16 protein-coding genes and 4 pseudogenes are annotated in these 17334 nt (G+C 60.5%); 11 read left to right on the top strand and 9 right to left on the bottom strand.

Features of this window, described 5'->3' with window-relative positions; genetic code table 11:
- Nucleotides 1-1133: 1133 nt before the first annotated feature.
- From AAFG16_RS10010 to AAFG16_RS10020, 3 genes and pseudogenes are all read right to left on the bottom strand, one after another.
- A pseudogene (locus AAFG16_RS10010) lies at nt 1134-1310 on the bottom strand (DUF1488 family protein); the annotation flags it as partial.
- 27 nt (nt 1311-1337) lie between these two features.
- Nucleotides 1338-1633: pseudogene (locus AAFG16_RS10015) on the bottom strand (hypothetical protein).
- Nucleotides 1630-1890, bottom strand: a complete 261-nt coding sequence (locus AAFG16_RS10020; RefSeq protein ID WP_342739017.1) for a hypothetical protein — start codon at nt 1888-1890, stop codon at nt 1630-1632. Before AAFG16_RS10020 ends, AAFG16_RS10015 begins: the two are co-directional and overlap by 4 nt.
- Before the next feature lie 225 nt (nt 1891-2115).
- Between AAFG16_RS10020 and AAFG16_RS10025 the strand changes: the two genes are divergently transcribed.
- Complete coding sequence (locus AAFG16_RS10025) at nt 2116-2253, top strand: hypothetical protein (protein WP_220003333.1); 138 nt, start codon at nt 2116-2118, stop codon at nt 2251-2253.
- A 10-nt stretch (nt 2254-2263) separates the two neighbouring features.
- Nucleotides 2264-2602, top strand: a complete 339-nt coding sequence (locus AAFG16_RS10030) for a hypothetical protein (RefSeq protein WP_220003332.1) — start codon at nt 2264-2266, stop codon at nt 2600-2602.
- Nucleotides 2603-2746: 144 nt separating this feature from the next.
- Here the strand turns inward: AAFG16_RS10030 and AAFG16_RS10035 are convergent.
- Nucleotides 2747-2890 (bottom strand): annotated as a pseudogene (locus AAFG16_RS10035) (integrase); the annotation flags it as partial.
- A gap of 299 nt (nt 2891-3189) precedes the next feature.
- On the opposite strand from AAFG16_RS10035, the gene AAFG16_RS10040 reads away from it, so the two are divergent.
- A complete protein-coding gene (locus AAFG16_RS10040; protein ID WP_220003160.1) occupies nt 3190-3561 on the top strand; it encodes a hypothetical protein in 372 nt (123 codons plus the stop codon).
- Nucleotides 3562-3751: 190 nt separating this feature from the next.
- The gene (locus AAFG16_RS10045; RefSeq protein ID WP_220003159.1) at nt 3752-4135 is read left to right on the top strand and encodes a response regulator; all 384 of its coding nucleotides are present in this window, start codon (nt 3752-3754) and stop codon (nt 4133-4135) included.
- A gap of 818 nt (nt 4136-4953) precedes the next feature.
- On the opposite strand, the gene AAFG16_RS10050 is transcribed toward AAFG16_RS10045, so the two are convergent.
- The 3 genes and pseudogenes from AAFG16_RS10050 to AAFG16_RS10060 all read right to left on the bottom strand — a co-directional run bounded on the left by AAFG16_RS10050 (nt 4954) and on the right by AAFG16_RS10060 (nt 8245).
- Nucleotides 4954-6510, bottom strand: a complete 1557-nt coding sequence (locus AAFG16_RS10050; RefSeq protein WP_342739018.1) for an ISL3 family transposase — start codon at nt 6508-6510, stop codon at nt 4954-4956.
- Between the two features lie 17 nt (nt 6511-6527).
- Nucleotides 6528-6842 (bottom strand): annotated as a pseudogene (locus tag AAFG16_RS10055) (zincin-like metallopeptidase domain-containing protein); the annotation flags it as partial.
- A 242-nt stretch (nt 6843-7084) separates the two neighbouring features.
- Complete coding sequence (locus tag AAFG16_RS10060; protein WP_342739019.1) at nt 7085-8245, bottom strand: GSU2403 family nucleotidyltransferase fold protein; 1161 nt, start codon at nt 8243-8245, stop codon at nt 7085-7087.
- A gap of 345 nt (nt 8246-8590) precedes the next feature.
- On the opposite strand from AAFG16_RS10060, the gene AAFG16_RS10065 reads away from it, so the two are divergent.
- Complete coding sequence (locus AAFG16_RS10065) at nt 8591-9514, top strand: Ku protein (RefSeq protein WP_342739020.1); 924 nt, start codon at nt 8591-8593, stop codon at nt 9512-9514.
- A gap of 259 nt (nt 9515-9773) precedes the next feature.
- Here AAFG16_RS10065 and AAFG16_RS10070 read toward each other — a convergent pair whose 3' ends face one another.
- Together AAFG16_RS10070 and AAFG16_RS10075 are read right to left on the bottom strand one after the other, a co-directional pair.
- Nucleotides 9774-10199, bottom strand: a complete 426-nt coding sequence (locus AAFG16_RS10070; protein WP_220003156.1) for a hypothetical protein — start codon at nt 10197-10199, stop codon at nt 9774-9776.
- 381 nt (nt 10200-10580) lie between these two features.
- Nucleotides 10581-10808: a transcriptional regulator gene (locus AAFG16_RS10075; RefSeq protein ID WP_220003155.1), complete on the bottom strand. Its 228-nt coding sequence runs from the start codon at nt 10806-10808 to the stop codon at nt 10581-10583.
- A 790-nt stretch (nt 10809-11598) separates the two neighbouring features.
- On the opposite strand from AAFG16_RS10075, the gene AAFG16_RS10080 reads away from it, so the two are divergent.
- From AAFG16_RS10080 to AAFG16_RS10105, 6 genes are all read left to right on the top strand, one after another.
- On the top strand, nt 11599-11889 hold the full coding sequence (locus tag AAFG16_RS10080; RefSeq protein ID WP_228749549.1) for a hypothetical protein: 291 nt from the start codon (nt 11599-11601) through the stop codon (nt 11887-11889).
- 10 nt (nt 11890-11899) lie between these two features.
- Nucleotides 11900-12148: a hypothetical protein gene (locus tag AAFG16_RS10085; RefSeq protein ID WP_162136847.1), complete on the top strand. Its 249-nt coding sequence runs from the start codon at nt 11900-11902 to the stop codon at nt 12146-12148.
- 10 nt (nt 12149-12158) lie between these two features.
- Nucleotides 12159-12467, top strand: a complete 309-nt coding sequence (locus AAFG16_RS10090; RefSeq protein ID WP_228749548.1) for a hypothetical protein — start codon at nt 12159-12161, stop codon at nt 12465-12467.
- A gap of 293 nt (nt 12468-12760) precedes the next feature.
- On the top strand, nt 12761-13699 hold the full coding sequence (locus AAFG16_RS10095) for a class I mannose-6-phosphate isomerase (protein ID WP_342739021.1): 939 nt from the start codon (nt 12761-12763) through the stop codon (nt 13697-13699).
- Complete coding sequence (locus tag AAFG16_RS10100) at nt 13696-15981, top strand: glycosyltransferase family 4 protein (protein ID WP_342739022.1); 2286 nt, start codon at nt 13696-13698, stop codon at nt 15979-15981. The genes AAFG16_RS10095 and AAFG16_RS10100 overlap by 4 nt, the downstream gene beginning before the upstream one ends.
- Nucleotides 15982-16013: 32 nt before the next feature.
- A complete protein-coding gene (locus AAFG16_RS10105) occupies nt 16014-17312 on the top strand; it encodes a glycoside hydrolase family 130 protein (RefSeq protein ID WP_342739023.1) in 1299 nt (432 codons plus the stop codon).
- Nucleotides 17313-17334 lie beyond the last annotated feature (22 nt).

Here is a 17334-nt window from a genome sequence, read left to right on the forward strand (position 1 = left end):
GGTCGTTTGAGCGAGAAGGTCGCTCACCCCGAACCGGAATTGCCTTCAATCGGGCGGAAGCTATCAGCGCGGCCGAACGATCAATCAGCCAAACGATCAGAGATCAGCAACGCCAATAGAGACGCTCGGTTTGCAGCTCTGGCTTCAAAACAAATCGGGTTGTTGCCTCTCGAGGCCGGCGTCGCAGGGCGCAAGTGCGGGTCGCAAAAGCTCGCAACCAGGCGGCGGAGAATTGCAAGAGAGTTGCTCCCGGGTTGTACCGTTACAGACCATCGATCAGCTACAGCAATCGCAAAAGTTACCGCCCAGGATACGAACAAAGCGCTCGCTATTCGGCGCATAGCGGCGCACTGTCTCATTACCATCGAGCGGCCCTCAGCATCTATCGGTGATGTGGACGCAAGCTGCGCTCCCGCTCAACCCCGCAGCGGAGCATTAGACATGCCGGCTAGACGGTCTCCAGTACAATCCCTGACATTCGAATACCGCCTCGCGCAAGAGGCGATCAATCTCCGCCTACAGGCCAACGGGATGCCTGCTGGTGTCCGCCGCACGGAGCTTCTGCGAAAAGCCCGGCAGATCGATGTTGCCGGGGAGATTAACAACTGGTTGTCCTCACCGGGACTACAGCCGCCCACCTGAATTTTAGTCTTGTTCTTGACCGACGTATTGAACTTCAGCATGCCAAGTGGAGACAAACCTTTATCGGGATTTTACTCTCACCCTCCCGGGGCTGGTAAGCCGCCGCCTGCGCTTGATTTAAGCGGGCGGCGTTTTTGCTTTGAGGTCGTAAGCCATTGGATGCGTCATCTCGCGGCCGATGGTGACATATGGCCTTTTTAGGAACGCCGCTCGAAGATCGGCTTTAAGCTTAATCACCTTTCCGAATCCCTGGGCACTATCGGTGACCGAGAGCTTGTTGCTCCCGCCCGAAGTGGTGGGATGCACATGTGCAATAAGTGCGACCAGCTAGACAACCAGATTGAACATCTTCGCGTGTTGATATCAACTGGGATGGACACCCTCAGCCTGGCAATGATCCGATGCGCCATCGAATTGCTGGAAGCCGACAAGGCTACCCTTAGGCGTCAAGGCAGCTCGCATACATAAGTGTGCCTTGTTGCAGCCCTGCCGAGGCGGATGAACTGGGCTTCCCGCTGCTCGGGCCGGACTTGCGGGCCGCGCTCAAGATAGTCCATCGCAGAGGTCGTTATCGCGCAAGGAATCTCCTTGTCACCGTCGTGCATCGAGAACCGTACGATCATCCGGTCATACTCGTGACCGATAAAGCAGCCGCTGGTCAATGTCATAGCCTGCTCCAATATGCTTTAGTCGCCTCAGCACTCCTCGCCGAGCCGGCGGAAATCGTCGAACAGCGCCGATACCAGGGCGCGGTGGCGCGTGTCCTCGGCGGGGAGGCTCGCAACGTAAAGGTTGAGCAGATAGCGCGCCTTCACCGCCGCCTCAGGCCATGAGGTCGCCGGCACGTCATCAGGCGGTTTTCGAGATCGGCCTCGCGTTCGCGCAGCTCCCTGACATTGTTCTCGACCTCGGCCAGCGCGCGGCGCAGGTCGGTGGCCTTCTGCGCGGCCATGCCGCGGTGCTTGTCGAGCTCGACCGGGATGTCGGTCATCGGCGCTTCACATCGGCGCGTTGGGCGTCCGCGAGGTCGACCGAACCAATCGAGCGCACCTCTGTCGCACCCCGCACCGCTTCGGACGGCACCGTAATCAGGGTGGCGACACGGCGCCAGACCGCAAACGACAACCCATCGATCATCTCTTCGTCGGTGACGACCTCATAGGGGCCCGCCGGCAATTCCCGCGCGATGCCGCGGATGTGGAACGGATGCCTGAATGTGACGGTTTCCCGCCGCGAACGGATGGTCATGCGCGCCTGCCTTCCTGCGATAGCCGCCCTAACCGACACCGGCGATCACGACCATGCGCTCTGAACACGGCAATAGCCAGCACTATCGAGGCCATCGGGCGCGCGGCGTTTTAGTCCTCGCTATCTCCTTGATGCAGGCGTAGGCTCATCCGCATCACCGCATGTTCCGCCACGGCATCGACCGGTGACTGAGGGTCACGTGCGCTCCCGCCGAGAAGCCAGTCATTGAAGCACGACTTCGTCGTGCTCGTGCAGGAGCATGCGATGCCGCGTTTTCGTGCCTCGGAATGGATCGTTCCGCCCGTCATCGTTCCCTTGTTCCTTCTGCTGCTCGTCGCGGCGGCTGCGCTGTTCCATGGCTAGGCCGATCCGCGTGCCCTACCTCGTCACCGGAACGAACGAATATGGCTGCGCCAATCACGGCCGGGGCAGCCCGACCCTCGCGCTGAGGCTGGCGCGAAAACTGCTGCGCGACGGTTACATGGACGTGCGCGTCTGCACGCCGCGCGGCCGCGTGCTACAATCTGACGAACTGGACGAACTCAAACCCCAAGACAAACCTCAAGAGGAGACCTACATGGCCAAGGGAGAGCAACGCGGCAATCGCGAAGCCAAGAAACCGAAGAAGGAGAAGACCAAGGTGATCGCTGCGGCGCCAAGCCGCAAGGAGGCCGCTTGGCAGCCGGATTTCGGGCCGGCAAAGAAGAAATAACGGAGGTCTCCTCGTACGGGCGGCTGCGAACCGGCAATCTCAGCCGGGGCTTCTAACATCTTCTTGCCCGAAACCGTCTGCGAGGGCAGAGCAGAGCGCGTCCGTCTACCTTTCAGTCGGATGCCTACCTGTTCTGCTACCCGCCAAGGCATCGTCGACCTCGATGCTGAGATAGCGAACGGTACACTCGATTTTTGTGTGCCCCAGAAGACGCTGTAATGCTCACAGGTTGCCGGTTCGGCGATAGATCAAGGTCGCCTTGGTCCGGCGGAGGGAATCCGTCCCGAACAGGTGGGAGTCGTGCACCTTAGCCATCGCAGTCTCGACGCAAGAGGCAACTTGGACACCTAGCGCGGCTTAGAACACAGAGCCCTTTACACGACCAGGTTAGCGGTATAGCGTTTCGCCTACAGGTTAGCAGATGCTCACCTTGAAGCTGCCCATTAAGCAGCGACCTCCGAAGTCGCCGCCAGACCTCGTAGCAGCAGCTCCCGTGCCATCGGAAGGCGCAATCATAAGAATTATTCCCCTACGGTGCGCCAGCGGCGCAAGCGCGCATTTGTGTGCGCTCAAGAAAGGCGACCTTCATGAAACTTCCTGCAATCTTGCTTGGCGAGGCACGGACGCGCGTGCTTCAAGGTATCGCTCTCGGGGCGGTGGCGACGATGGCCATTGGATTTATCTGGGGAGGTTGGGTCACTGGGGAAACCGCCAGGATCATGCGCGCCACGGCGGAGAGCGATGGCAGAATGTCCGTTCTGGTACCGCTTTGTGTCGCGCAGTTCACAGCCGCCGACGGCGCTCTGGCCAAGTTCAAGGCGGCCAGCCCCTATTCAAGGGGAAACATCGTCAGCGAATTCGTGAAAGATGTGGCGTCCACCAGCATGGATTACTCGTTCGCCAAGGCATGTGCCACAGGGATCGAAACAGAGATTGCCAAGACAGCGACAAAGACTTGACGGGCGCACCCGCAGGCTTGGTCGTGGATCGCCTCACTCGGGATCAGAGTGCGCGCTTGACGAATAGGAGTGACACCGGCTCGATTCATTTCGTCGTGGAGCAGACCAATAGGCTCTAGCTGGGCCGCGCGGCTCGCGCGGAAAGCCGGCCCGCGCACAATCTGGCAAACGGATAGGGAAGCCGGACCGGATGCAACTCGAAGACGCCAGCAAATGGCCAGTCGTGCTTGTCGTTGAGGATGACGAGCTGTTGCGCTGGAGCACGATGATAGTGCTCCAAGATTCTGGCTACAGTGTTCTTGAGGCCTCGGACGCTGGGGAGGCGCTCACGACTTTGGAACAGCGGGCAGATGTCCGCATCATATTCACTGACGTACAGATGCCGGGGGCAATCGACGGAGTTCGGCTTGCCCACTTGGTGAGCCAGCGGTGGCCTCTGCTAAAGATCATCGTCACGTCCGGCAGAATGAGGCTCCACCAGGACGACCTCCCGAAGGGAGGGGTTTATTTGATGAAGCCATATTCGGCCACGGAGCTGACGACCGCGGTATACGAAGTGAGAGCGGGAGGTTGATCCTCCCTGGACCAATTCCATTGAAGGGTTGCTTCCAGTACTGCTCTGTCTCTCCTGCGCAGCAGGGCATGCTTTGCCGGAACCCAACAGTCTCGCGGAGCAACGCTTCACCGTCTCGTAGCATTCGCACGCGCCGTCTTGCAGCCATTCCATATCGAGGATGTGGCATGCGCCCTACTTCGGCGGATGCAAATCGCCTTGAAGGCACCGGCCCGCCTTGGAATGCATAGTGTCTTCGGAAGCGGCAAGGATCGTTAGTAAGTGATTGCACAGGGCACACTGAAAGCGATGTAAGTCGACGCCGGGACGTTCTGACTCAATGCTGATAAGCATCATCGAAGATTTGCAGATCGGACAGCCGGGGCGCTGCAATGCGATGGGCGCAACGTCGGATAAACGGTCTTGAGATTTGGGCATAGGGCTCCCCCTCCGAAACAGGCGGGAGCACGATGCTCTCGGTCACCAGTAATGCCTGGGCGCGGACCGGTGATAATGAAAGTGTGCGCCTGATTGGTCTCAATCGCGAGTCAATTCGCTGCCGTGCTACCGTTTGTTTTCTCCGCGAGTGGGTGGGCGTGAACTTCGATGTCGCGGGCCTAATTGAGGCCCACCGGCGCTGACGAGCGAAAATTGCTTGCGAAGCGACAGTGTCCCGTTCAAGTCCTCTAGACTTCCTCCCGAAACAGGTGTCGAATGTCGCATCACCGTCCGACAGGTGGCTTCTATTGGTGACTGAGAGACCGATTGCGCTCTCGCCCAGCACCGGGTGTCATTCGGCTTGCAATATTGGCTCTGACGCAATTTTGGTGCAGCTCCGATTATTCTGCGCCGATCAATCTGGCTTGAAGCAGATCGATTTTCCCGCGACCGTACATCTGACGTCTGACGAGCTTGAGGCGCGTGATCTGACCTTCAGTTTGTCCGTTGGACCAAGGCGAAGTGATTGCTGCTCGAACCGCTGCTTCATCTTTCGCGACGCCGCTGGCGAACGAGGCGACGAGACTGGCGCGGGCGCGCTCGATCCATGGGATGAGGCCCGCCTCGGTCTTGCGTCGGATCATCAGATGGAATTCGGCGATGATCTCGCGTGCCTCGACAAGGGTTGGCACGCCAGCTTCGATCGCCGCGACCGTGACGGTCTCCGCTTTCGTGAGCAGGTCCCGACCGATGGTCATGAGGCGCGCGATTGTTCTGGCCGACGGAATCCGCTGAAGGTTTTTTGCGTCGGCCTTTTCGGCCCGTCGTCTGCGGGGCGCCCACTCGCTGACGACGCGGAGCGAGCCGCGGAAGCCACGCGCCGTTAAGCGGCGCCAAAGTTCGGCCCCATTGCGACAGCCAGCGGCCCACTGATCGTCCAGCCATGGCAAATGCAGATCCAAAGAGCTTTGTCGGGTCCGGAAGACATCGGTGCGTTCGCCGCGGATCACCTGCCGTACCAGCTTCCTGCTATGGCCAGTCTGGCGCACGATCTGCTTGATGGGTATGCCGCTCTTCGACAGAGCCAGGATGGCTTCATTGGCCTCCTCGCGGCGCAGATAGCCCTCATACTGGAGGCGCTCGGCGGCTGTTAGCAGCTTGGGATCAATTGTGGTCGCGCCGATGACGATGCGAATCTGGCGCATCGATTTGCGGACGGCGTCAAGGAAGGCCCGACTGGCGTTCTCCATCAGATGCCAGCGGTCGGCGACCTGCACCGCGTGGGGCAAGGCTTTGGCCGCCGCTTCGCCATATCCGCCGCCACGATCGCGGGCGACGATCGCGATCGTGGGATGCGCAGCGAGCCAGGCTTGGGCGGTCGCGGGCTCACGATCCGGCAGCAGGGTGACTACCCGGCGCCTTTCCAGGTTGCAGACGATGCTGGCGTATCGGTGATTGCGACGCCAGGCCCAATCATCGATGCCGATAACCTTGAGCTGGTCAGCCGGCGGACGGTGACGGCGTCGGACCACGCGCAGAAGTGTGTCCTTGCTCACCGGCAACATCAGCCGTTTTGCGAAGCCTGCTGCCGGCCGGCCGCCAAGCGCCAGACCAAGGTGATGGACGATAGAGTCCAGCCTCGCCGTGCGTCGCGCTGATGGAGCCAATATCCCGTCGGAGAAACGCTCAGTGAAGATCTGGCGTCCGCACAGGACGGCCTCGCAGCGGAAGCGGCGGGCGATCACCAGGAGCTCAACGACCCGCCCGGAAAGCGGCAGATCGGTCACGCGGCGCCGATACCGGCTATGGATCCGCCGCGAAACTGTCCCACATGATGGACACAAGCCAAAACTTCCGGATGGCCGGACAGTGATGACGGCCTTATCACCCTCGTAGCACGCACTCTCTACAACAAACCCACGCGGTACCAGACTGGAGCGGTGGAGTGCTTGCTGCATGGCGCTGATTCTCCCAATCAAAGCGCCAGACATCCTCCGAACTGCATCAAAAGTGAGTCAGAGCCAAATTTGAACGCCGATTGACACCAATCGACTGCTTTCTGCGCAAAGGCAGCGGCGGTGAAGATCGCCCGCTTGTCGGATTTGAGCACAGCTAACCAGCTGGCGAGATAGCAGGCATGGTCTAGTCTCGGCTCCAGCGCAATGCCAAGATCAGAGCAGAGGAACGCAGCCCCGATTTCAGCGACGAGTTCTTCGCGCGCGTACGCGTGATCTCCAAAGCGCTTACCCAAATCACGGTCGCAGCGATGCTTTGGTGACGTCCAATGCACGTTGCACATCTCGTCAGGTCTCCGCAGCGGCCTGGCGAGGGCGCTGCGCCAACTGTGGCAGCGTCGCTGGCGGGCGGCGATTCGCCTTGGCGCACTTGCAGCAGCGGAGGCGACGTCCCGCCTGGTCTTGCAGCGCGAACATTCGATCTCGAGCCACGCGTACCGTCCCCTCGGATACCGGTGTCGCGAGCGCAACCACGCTCGTTCTCGGGAGGAGCATCAACGCGTGCCCCTCGACAACGCTACTTCTTGCTGCCGGGAACGGCGGATTCGCCCACGGTATCATCCGACGACGGCTCTTCGTTCAGATCGTAATCGGAAGGATTCTCTCCTAATTCGATTACGCCCTTCGCAAGCTCCTTGCGCAATAGAGCCTTGAATTCGTCGTCGTAGCTCTCAATGCTCTTCCGGATCGCATCTTTCCAGGCGTCGCCGCGTCCCCACGCTTCCGTGTAGGCGAACGCTAGGTCGGCATTCTGGCGGTTGGCGATCATGGCTTCGAAGATTGACCGGGCCTGCAACCGATCCTTGGCGCTCTTCGCCGTCACTTCGCGGTCTGCGATTCGCCGGGATCCAACTATGAGCTTGTGGACCGCATAACGTTCCGGCGAGGGAATCAGCACGGGCACGCCGGCTCCGTGCAGAAGAACGGCGCGGATCGGTTGTCGGATCAGAAAGTCGAGGAAGCGAAGCGGAAAGGCCCCCGCTCCTCCAAGGGCCGGCATCTGAACTGGTTTGCCGGCGAGATCGTCCGACCCCCGGTTGGGCGTCAGAAACTCCACCTTGTATTGCTCTCGGGAAATGAATTGACTGGAGACCCGTCCGTCCGCCTGGCTGGGAATCTCACGGAACGTCGGATCGATGCGCCTTAGAACGTCCATGATGGGCGGTAAGGAATCGCCGACGGCCACCGAGATCTCGTGGAATTGTGCGAAGTCTGCGTCGGCCGTCTGCATGGCGACTGCGTCTAGGTGTCTTCCCAGGACGGCGGAGTAGCATTGGTAGGCGACCGTTCCGACAAGGACTCCCCTCAACCGGAAGAAACCGGCCCTCGCGAGTTCTTCCACCACTCGGCCCGTGGTGTTCGGAGGACGAGGCAACCGCGCTTCTCGCGTCAAGGTCGAGACGATCCGGCGTCGTCCCCGCATATCCGCTTTTAGGTCCTTGAAGGCCTCGACCCTCTTGGTGATTTCCAGATCATCCACGGGACCGACATAACGTCGATCTTGTCCGCCGCCGTCCGGCTTGGGCGTGTCGAAGTACCAGTACTTTTTGCCTTTCACCTCCACGGCGACGAAACGCCCATCGGAGGAGAATTCTGATGTGAAGCTCTCGTCCAAGCTTCGCTGGACCAACTCTGAGTAGAGCGTCTGAAAGACGATATCGAGCCCGTCGGCTCCCATGAGGAACTCCGTTATACTATTTTTTCGAAAGTAGTATAACTATAAAAATCATAGGGTTCCACCTCATTATACTAACTTTGCAAAAATAGTATAATTCTTATGATTCCAAACGCCTGGTAGGTGGCCGCCTCAAGATCCGTCAGGGCTCGACGCGGCCTGCTCGGAAGTGGCGTTCACGCGACTATGTTCCCGTTTCGTTCCAAAGAGTCAAGCGTCCCTCTCCCGAATTCGCATGGCGCGGCAGCCGGCGCGGGACGAATCTCCGGGATCGGCGGCTGGACTGTCGGAACTGCCGCCTGCCGTTCGTCTTGAATCCAGCACCGTCCCTCCGGAGTTCTGCGTACCATGGCCCCGCGCGCCAACCGGAAGGGCTTTCTCCGCCTCTCGCTGGTCACCTGTCCGGTCGCGCTCTATCCGGCCACCTCGGAGAGCGAGAAGATCTCGTTCAACCAGCTCAACCGGCAGACCGGTCACCGGATCAAGTACCTCAAGGTCGACGCCGACACCGGCGACGAGGTGCCGAACGAGGACATCGTCAAGGGCTACCAGCTCGAGAAGAACCAGTTCATCGAGGTGACCAAGGAGGAGCTCGAGGAGATCGCGCTGGAGTCGATGCGGACTATCGAGATCGACGAGTTCGTGGACAAGGCCGACATCGACCCGCGCTACCTGATCCGCCCCTACTACATCCGCCCGGACGGCAAGGTCGGGCACGACGCCTTCGCCGTGATCCGCGAGACCATCCGCGAGATGAACAAGGTCGCCATCGGGCGCGTGGTGCTGACGAACCGCGAGCACATCATCGCTCTCGAGCCGATGGACAAGGGCTTGGTCGGCACGCTGTTGCGCTATCCTTATGAGGTGCGCAGCGAGCGGGAATATTTCGACGAGATCCAGGACGTGAAGGTCACGAAAGACATGCTGGATCTCGCCAAGCACATCGTGAGTCAAAAGGCGGGGCGGTTCGATCCGAACAAGTTCGAGGACCACTACGAAACCGCGCTGATCGACCTCATCAACCAGAAGCGCGCCGGCAAGCCGATCACGCCGAAGGAGCGCCCAGCGGCGACCAACGTCGTCGATCTGATGGAGGCGCTGCGCCGATCGGTCGGCAAGGAAGCTGCGCCGGCAAAGGCTGGCAAGTCCGCCAAGAAGGCGAAGAAGGCCTCGCCTGGTCAGAAGGAGATGCTGATGCCGATCGAGGGCAAGAAGCCCCAGGAGGCGGCAGCGAAGAAGCCGGCGGCCAAGCCCCAGCGGAAGTCGGCTTAGCGGGCGTTCGGCGCGTCAAGGTATGATGGTGTAGGACATCCGGGCGAATCCGAGGCGATTCAGCGCAACCGTTGTTCCGAAAATCACCAAGCTCTCACTTCCCTGGCAGGGCAGTGCCACCCTTACGTGTCGTTCGACACGCCGCCCCCTAGCTTGTTGATCCGGCTGGGGGCTTTTCGATGAGCTTACTCTCGCGAATGCGTGGTGCCTTCTCGATCGGCGGCACGACCGACCCGCTCGGTCGCTCGCTGCTCGCCGATTAACCTTTAGGTGAGGCCGACACCGCGGTCATCTGCAGTACGAGCCTGACGAGATCGACCTGTCGATGCGTGCCGGTTTGCTCGAATATCGTGCGCAGATGCCAGCGAGCTGTCTCAAAGCCTATGCCGAGGGCTGTTGCAGCCTGAATGAGTGTAGCACCTTCCGCAAGCAATGCCGTCAAGGCCGCCTGCCGAGGCGAAAGGCCAAAAATATTCGTTAGCATCGTCGGATCAAGGCGCGGTTTCTCGTCGGGCTTCTTAACGAACATGATCGCACGGGAGAGCGGCGAAAGCAGCCGCTCGGAATTCTCCACCCCAAGCGGCATCACGGTCGCAATCATCGCCGGTCGACCCGAGGGCCTGGATATCTTGACTTCGAGCGTGGCATCGCAAAACCTATCCACGTCGGCCTGACTGCCACTCATTTGCAGTTCAATAGCGCTCTCGAGCAGCCGTCTTCGTGTGAACGGAGCCGCTCTTTGATCGCGCGCCCGTTTGCGAAGCCGCTGTAGAACTCTCCCATGGCCACCCCAAACATCACCGAAGCAGGATTTGATTGGGTGGCGCGGTTCGCTTAAGAGCTCGCTTGTGTCCGCGCCGCGTTCGGGAATAGGCTAAGCGCGGCGGGGGAAGCCAGATGTCGCTGCAGCACCAAATCCGGAAGCCGTGTCCTCACTGCGGGCGGACGATGAAGCGCGACGAGGCCATCAGAGGCGGGGAGCGCTACGTCTGCCCCCATTGCGACGACGATCCGCTAGGCGGCGAAAGGCGAAACTGAACAGGAAGTCCCGCTAACTGAATCAGCTTTATCTGGATCGTCCCGGCCTAGGCGCCGGGCGCTGGTTTGCTTTGGAGATTTGCGTTCGAGTCTCTTGTGCTTCCTTGGCCAATCTCAGTTTCTTGAGGCGCGCCATGTTTTCGCGAATATCAACGGCATTTTTTGCCTCTTCTTGCAAGACCACCTCGCGATGCGCGACCGCAAGGCGCTCTCGGTTCGCTTTGGCAGCGCGATGAAGTTCCCGATCGTCACTCATCCTATGGTCTCCGGCCTCGACATACGGCTTGGAACGGTTAGCGGACCTCATTAGGCGCTCGGTTGAGGGCAGGAAGGCGCCCGCTTAGGGCTTTGCAAACCCGTCCGATGGTTTCACGGGCGTATCTCAATGTCGCGCCCATTGGTGCCTCAGTCCCAGCAGCGTTCTCTAGGGCCACCGGCATCATCCGCCTTCTGTTCGGCGCGGGCGGCCTAATTCGCGCAAGGAAGGCTCCTCTTCCGGAGCAGTCGACGGGTTGATCGTCTGGGCTGTGGTGGCGACCCTGCAACGATCAGCGCCACGAACAATCTCTTCATGGCTCATAGCACGTGCCGGCTGAGAAGTCTGACTTTGTTTCGTCGTCGCCTCATGGGAGTGAACGATTCAATTCAACTCTGCGGGTACGGCGAGGGCGACGACCGCCAACGGAGGCAGCCTCAATGCTGTGGGGTCCCTATTTCGATAGATCAGGGAGGCGCAGAACAGTTGCTTGGTTGTGGAGCGAACCTCAATCGCCATTCGGGACGTTCGTGGAAGCTGCTCCGGACTTCGAATTCGAGCCAACGACTCGCATCACTCGATGACCTCGTCGCTTTGTGCAAGAAGCATCGCCCGGCACTCCGAGGCGGAGAGCCCTGCAAATTCGATCTTGCTGCTGTTCCTCGACGTTTTAGCGCTCGCTATTCCCAGGACGTAAGCGTAGAGTTGCTCATCACCGCCCATCCTGCGGCTTTCACCGGTGACTGAGGGTAACGAACGCTCCCGCCGAAAGAAAGGAAGAGGAGCGTGGATGTCTCGATCTCGTTTGGCAGCCGACTGGATCGTGTCGCCGGTGATCTTCCTGCTGTTCCTGTGCTCCTGGTATTTGCAGCGGTTGTCCCGCGTGGATAGCGCAACACGAATGCAATACCTGGTTGGCGGCCACAATGGAGCCGGCCGCGTCAATCTGAGTCGCGACACGGTGGCTGCCGCCTTGAAGAAGGCGCGGGAGCTCTTGCAGGAAGGCTATATGGACGTGCGGATCTGCACGCCGCGAGGCCAGATCCTGCTGCCTGACGAGTTCGACAAGCTCGAAGCCTGAGGGAACAGCTGTGCTGCCGCGCCAGAGCAAACGGCGGGCAGACGGTTTTCGCCTCGGCAGAAAGAAAACGTTGCGGGATGATCGGCGTGAATGTTGTGCGGAAAGGCAGCTGGACAAAGAGACGGCGACCTTAGTCGAGGAGCGCGCTGTCGACGCGTCGCTGCCGCTTTGCAACAGCAACTCGGATTTTGCGGCAACGCCGCCGTGTCTGTTCTGGTCGACTATCGAGTTTGATCGTAATGGATGGCTGCGCCTATGAAAGGCCGGACATGTTCAAGTCTAAACAATATCGTGCAGAAGCGGCCAAATACGGCGAACGGGTCAAGGGTTCGACCGATCTGGATGAAGGCCGCAAACTTCAGGAACTGCAGGACCGCCTCGTCTCGCTTGCTGATAACGAGCAGAGACTGGCGGACGACTACCACGACGCAGTTCATGTCATAGGCCCGGACCAATCTCGCGGCGCGGCCCTTGCAAGCGAAGAGGAACGCGTTCTGCGGTGTCTTGGCGCGGCTGTCATCATGCAATGGAACGCTCTGCCGACGACGTTGCAGCGGGAGATCTTCGACACTGCTTGATCGGTCGGCAAGTTGCTGGAGACGGCGGAGCTTCGTGGGCAGATCGCGCGATTTCTGCACAAGCACAAGAATGACGCGAACGGCAACGAACATTGATGAAGGCACGCCCGTCTTTATGAACGCGCAAAGGTTGTTATCGGATGCCGGAGTAGCCACCTGATGGAGGACACGATCCGATCGCGGTGACAGCGCGCGTCGCGAGCGCGACGTTTTTTTTAGCCACGCCAGATCTTACCGACCGCACCGACCAACAGCAGTCGCTTCGAGATGCGCGTCAAGGGTAAGGACAATCTATGACCATCGAACATGCCTCGGTGCAGGTTGCGCGCAAACCATGGGGGGGCGCAGACATCCGACCATGGAGCTGCATCGACGTTTCGGGCGACCCCGTCGGGGAGTTGTGGTTCGAGCGCATCGATAAAGATGCACCAGGCTCCGCCCTGCTGCTCAAGCTCCTGTTTACCAGCCAACCTCTGTCGATCCAGGTCCACCCCAACGATGAGTTCGCGCACGCCATCGATCTGCCGAACGGGAAGACCGAGGCATGGTACATCCTGTCAGCAGCGCCGGGCGCGCGGGTAGCGCTGGGACTGACGCGGCGCCTCACGCCGCAGGCGTTGCGCGCAGCGATCAGGGACGGCTCGATCGCCGGTCTCGTGCAATGGCGCCCTGTTGCGAAGGGCGACTTCATCTGCGTCCCCGGCGGCACAATCCACGCCATCGGCGCCGGTATCGTGCTCGCCGAGATTCAGCAACGCAGCGATACGACATTCCGCCTGTTCGACTTTGGCAGGCACCGCGAGCTGCACGAAGACGACGCGGTGGCCGCTTCCGACGCCGGGCCATCCCAGGCTCAATCCGCTCCGCGGCGTCTCACGGACGCACGAAGAATTCTCGTCGCGAGCCCACAATTCGTGCTCGAGCGGGTCGATTTCCAGGCCAATTCGCAGTGGGCGCTCGATGCCGACCGGGAAACCTGGATGCTTGTGATCGAGGGGAAGGCGCGCATCGGGCATACGGATGCGACCGTCGGTGACGCGATCTTCATTGAGGCCGACAGCGCCGGCATCGCGATTGGCCTGGACGGAATGAGCGGCTTGGTCGCCTATCCGGGACCGGATCCCATGGTTTCGCTGCTGCAGGACTGCACCGGACGAGCGACCAAGTCTCCCGATGCATCCACCGGTACGGGCTCCAGGAAATCGGGCAAGATCATCGAGGCACAGACATGACGTCGCTCCGCCGCATCGCCCTTATCGGCAACTCGCTGCCTCGCCGTTGCGGAATCGCAACCTTCACGACGGACCTGCAGAGAGCGATATCGGCGTCACGCCCTGATCTGGAAACCTGCATCGTGGCGATGACCGATCGCGGCCAGGCCTACGACTATCCGCCGGCGGTCGCTTTCCAGATCAAGGACGACAATGTCGAAGACTACCTGCGTGCAGCGGATTTCCTGAATGCCGGCCGATTCGATACCGTGTGCCTGCAGCACGAATTCGGCATTTTCGGCGGCGAAGCCGGCGCCCATATCCTCCCGCTGCTGGCGCGCCTGACCATGCCGGTCGTGACGACGCTTCATACCGTATTGGCCAACCCGTCAGCCAAGCAACGCGCGGTCATGGAGCGCATCGTCGATGCGTCGTCGAAGGTGGTGGTGATGGCTAACAAGGCCCGCGAGCTACTGCGCAGCGTCTACCTCGTGCCGGACGACAAGATCGAGGTGATCGCTCACGGCATTCCCGATGTCGCCTTTGCCGGGCCCGATGCGGCGAAGGCCAGGCTCGGATTTGACGGCAAGTCGGTCATTCTGACGTTCGGGCTGCTGTCCCCCAACAAAGGCGTCGAAGTCATGATCGATGCAATGCCCTCGATTTTGAAACACCGCGCGAATGCGGTGTATGTCGTGCTCGGCGCAACGCACCCCAATCTGGTTCGAGACCAGGGCGAAGCCTATCGCGAAAGTCTGATGGCGCGGGTCCGCGAGCTGGGCGTCGAGGACCACGTGGTGTTCCTCGACCGGTTCGTGGACCAGGCCACGCTGCTCGAATTCATCTCTATGTGCGACGTCTATGTCACGCCCTATCTCAATGAGGCCCAGATGACCTCTGGAACCTTGGCTTACAGTTTTGGGCTCGGGAAGGCGGTGGTGTCGACGCCCTACTGGCACGCACGCGAGCTGCTTACTGACGGATGCGGAGTTCTGGTACCATTCGGCGATGCGGCGGCGATCGGCGGTGAGATCGCCAAGCTGCTCACCGACGACGCGCGCCGGCAAGAGATGGGCCAACGCGCATACGCCATGAGCCGGATGATGACGTGGGAACGCACGGCCGAGCGTTACATGTCCGCCTTCGAGGCCGCGCGGCAGGGTCATCGGCTCAAGGTCTTTGCGCGTCCCGATTCCGGCGCGCCGGAACCACGCGGCCCCGCTGCGCCCGTCATGCAGATCGGCCATTTCATGACGATGTGCGACGACATCGGCTTGTTCCAGCACGCGGTTCAGTCGGTGCCGGATCGCTCGCACGGCTATTGCGTCGATGACAATGCCCGGGCGTTACTCTTGGCCTGCGCCCTCAACAATCCCGGCGAACAGGCGTTGCCGGAAATCCTGACGACCCGCTTTGCAGCATTCGTGCAGCATGCGTGGAATCCCGACATCAGGCGATTTCGCAACTTCATGGGCTTCAATCGAACCTGGCTCGAGGACAGAGGCTCGGAAGACAGTCACGGGCGGACGCTATGGGCATTGGGCGAGGCGGCGCGCGGAGACGCAAGCCCGTCGCGGCGCAGGTGGGCCACGGATTTGTTCGCCCAGGCTTTGTCGACGGCCGAGAGCTTCAGCTCGCCCCGCGCGTGGGCGTTCATGCTGCTAGGTCTGGACGCTTATTGCACTGTTGCTCCGGATGATCTCCATGCAAGGGAAGTCCGGCACGCGCTTGCTGACAGGTTGATGTCCTGTCTGGCGTCGGTAGAGACGCCGGACTGGGTGTGGTTCGAGGAAGGGCTCGCTTACGACAACGCGCGATTGCCGCAAGCCTTGATGCTGACAGGGATGACGACTCAAACGCCGCAATACCGCGATGCGGGATTGCGCTCATTGCGCTGGCTGATGACGCAGCAGACGAGCGTGGCAGGTCATTTCCGGCCGGTGGGCACCGGCAGCTTCGGCGAACAGCGGCAACATCCCCGCGCCTTCGATCAGCAACCCGTGGAAGCCACGGCAACGATCGCTGCCTGCCTGACGGCGTGGCGTGCGGACGGCGATGCCGAGTGGAAAACCATGGCCATGCGCGCCTTCGGCTGGTTTCTGGGCAGCAATGATCTGTCCGTGGCACTGGTCGATCCGCACACCGGGAGCTGCCGCGATGGATTGCATCCCGATCGCGCCAACGAAAACCGTGGAGGCGAGTCGGTCGTCTGCTATTTGCTTGGACTTGCGGAGATTCGTCAGCTCGCGCGCGTCAACACCAGCCTGAACAAGCCCACGGCCTTACGCGCCGTGGGTGTTTGAATTTCCCTTTCATCCAGCGACCTGAGGATACCGTGTCACAAGCTACCTTCCTGAACCGGCAGGCGCTTCATCTGCGTCCCGATCCCGCGCGAGTTATCGTGCGGCCATTCAAGCCGGCGACTGAACCGCGCGATCTCAACCCCACCGACAAGATGCGCGCAAATCATATCGTCGAGCGAGTTCTTGCACTCGATCAGGAAGCCGTTGCCGCTCAGCTCGCGGACGTGCTGGACAATTTCAAGGGGCGACATCGCAACCTGTTGGAAAGATTCGAGGCCCGCGCGGACGAAATGGAGGACGCTTTCGCGACGCATGGCGTCTTCTCAAAGAAGCAGCGCCAGCTGGTCGGCGCCTATTTCCTCAATGAGTATTCATTCGAAGCCTCTGCCTTGTTCAACCCCAGCATCGTGGCGCATCCCGATCAATCGGGGGCGCCGAAGGGCGGCGTGCGCTTTATCCTCAGTCTCCGTGCCATAGGCGAAGGGCATGTATCGTCACTGACGTTTCGAACCGGGACCATCGCGGCTGACGGCAGTCTGGCCGTTGATCCGACGGCTCGGCTCGCGTCGATTCCGAGGATTTGCCATCGCATATCGGGGCCGGACGGCGAGCGTGTCGAGCTGATTTTCAAGCCCGAAGAAGACCTGACCGAGCGCGTCATCTTTCCCGTCACAGAATCCCAATCGAACGGCATAGAGGACGCGCGCTTTGTCGAATTCAGCGACGGCGATCGAAAGACGTATTACGCGACCTATACCGCTTACAGCGGTCGAGCCATCCGCTCCGAATTAATCGAGACCAGTGATTTCACGTCGTTTCGACTGGCGCCCCTGCGAGGGGCTGCGGCTCGGAACAAGGGAATGGCACTGTTCCCGCGCAAGATCGGCGGCCAGTATGCCATGATCGCGAGGCAGGACAATGAGAACCTCTATCTAATCTATTCAGACGACCTCCACACGTGGGATGGCGGTCAAGCCATTTTGAAACCGCAGTTTCCCTGGGAGTTCGTCCAGATCGGCAATTGCGGGTCGCCGATCGAACTCGATGAGGGTTGGCTGCTGCTGACGCACGGTGTCGGCCCGGTCCGCAAGTACTCGATCGGTGCGGCGCTGCTCGACAAGCACGACCCATCCAAGGTGCTGGCACGTTCGCGCGAGCCGCTATTGCGGCCTGAACCATCCGAGCGTGAAGGATACGTCCCTAACGTCGTTTATACGTGCGGCGGGATGCGGCACAATAACCAGATCATCCTGCCATATGCCGTGTCCGACACATTCTCGAATTTCGCAATGATCGAGATTTCCGAGCTCATAAACGCGATGAAATGCTAGGGCGCGGCCAGCTGATCTCAGG

The sequence above is a fragment of the Bradyrhizobium sp. B117 genome (genome assembly GCF_038969555.1).
Lineage (GTDB): Bacteria > Pseudomonadota > Alphaproteobacteria > Rhizobiales > Xanthobacteraceae > Bradyrhizobium.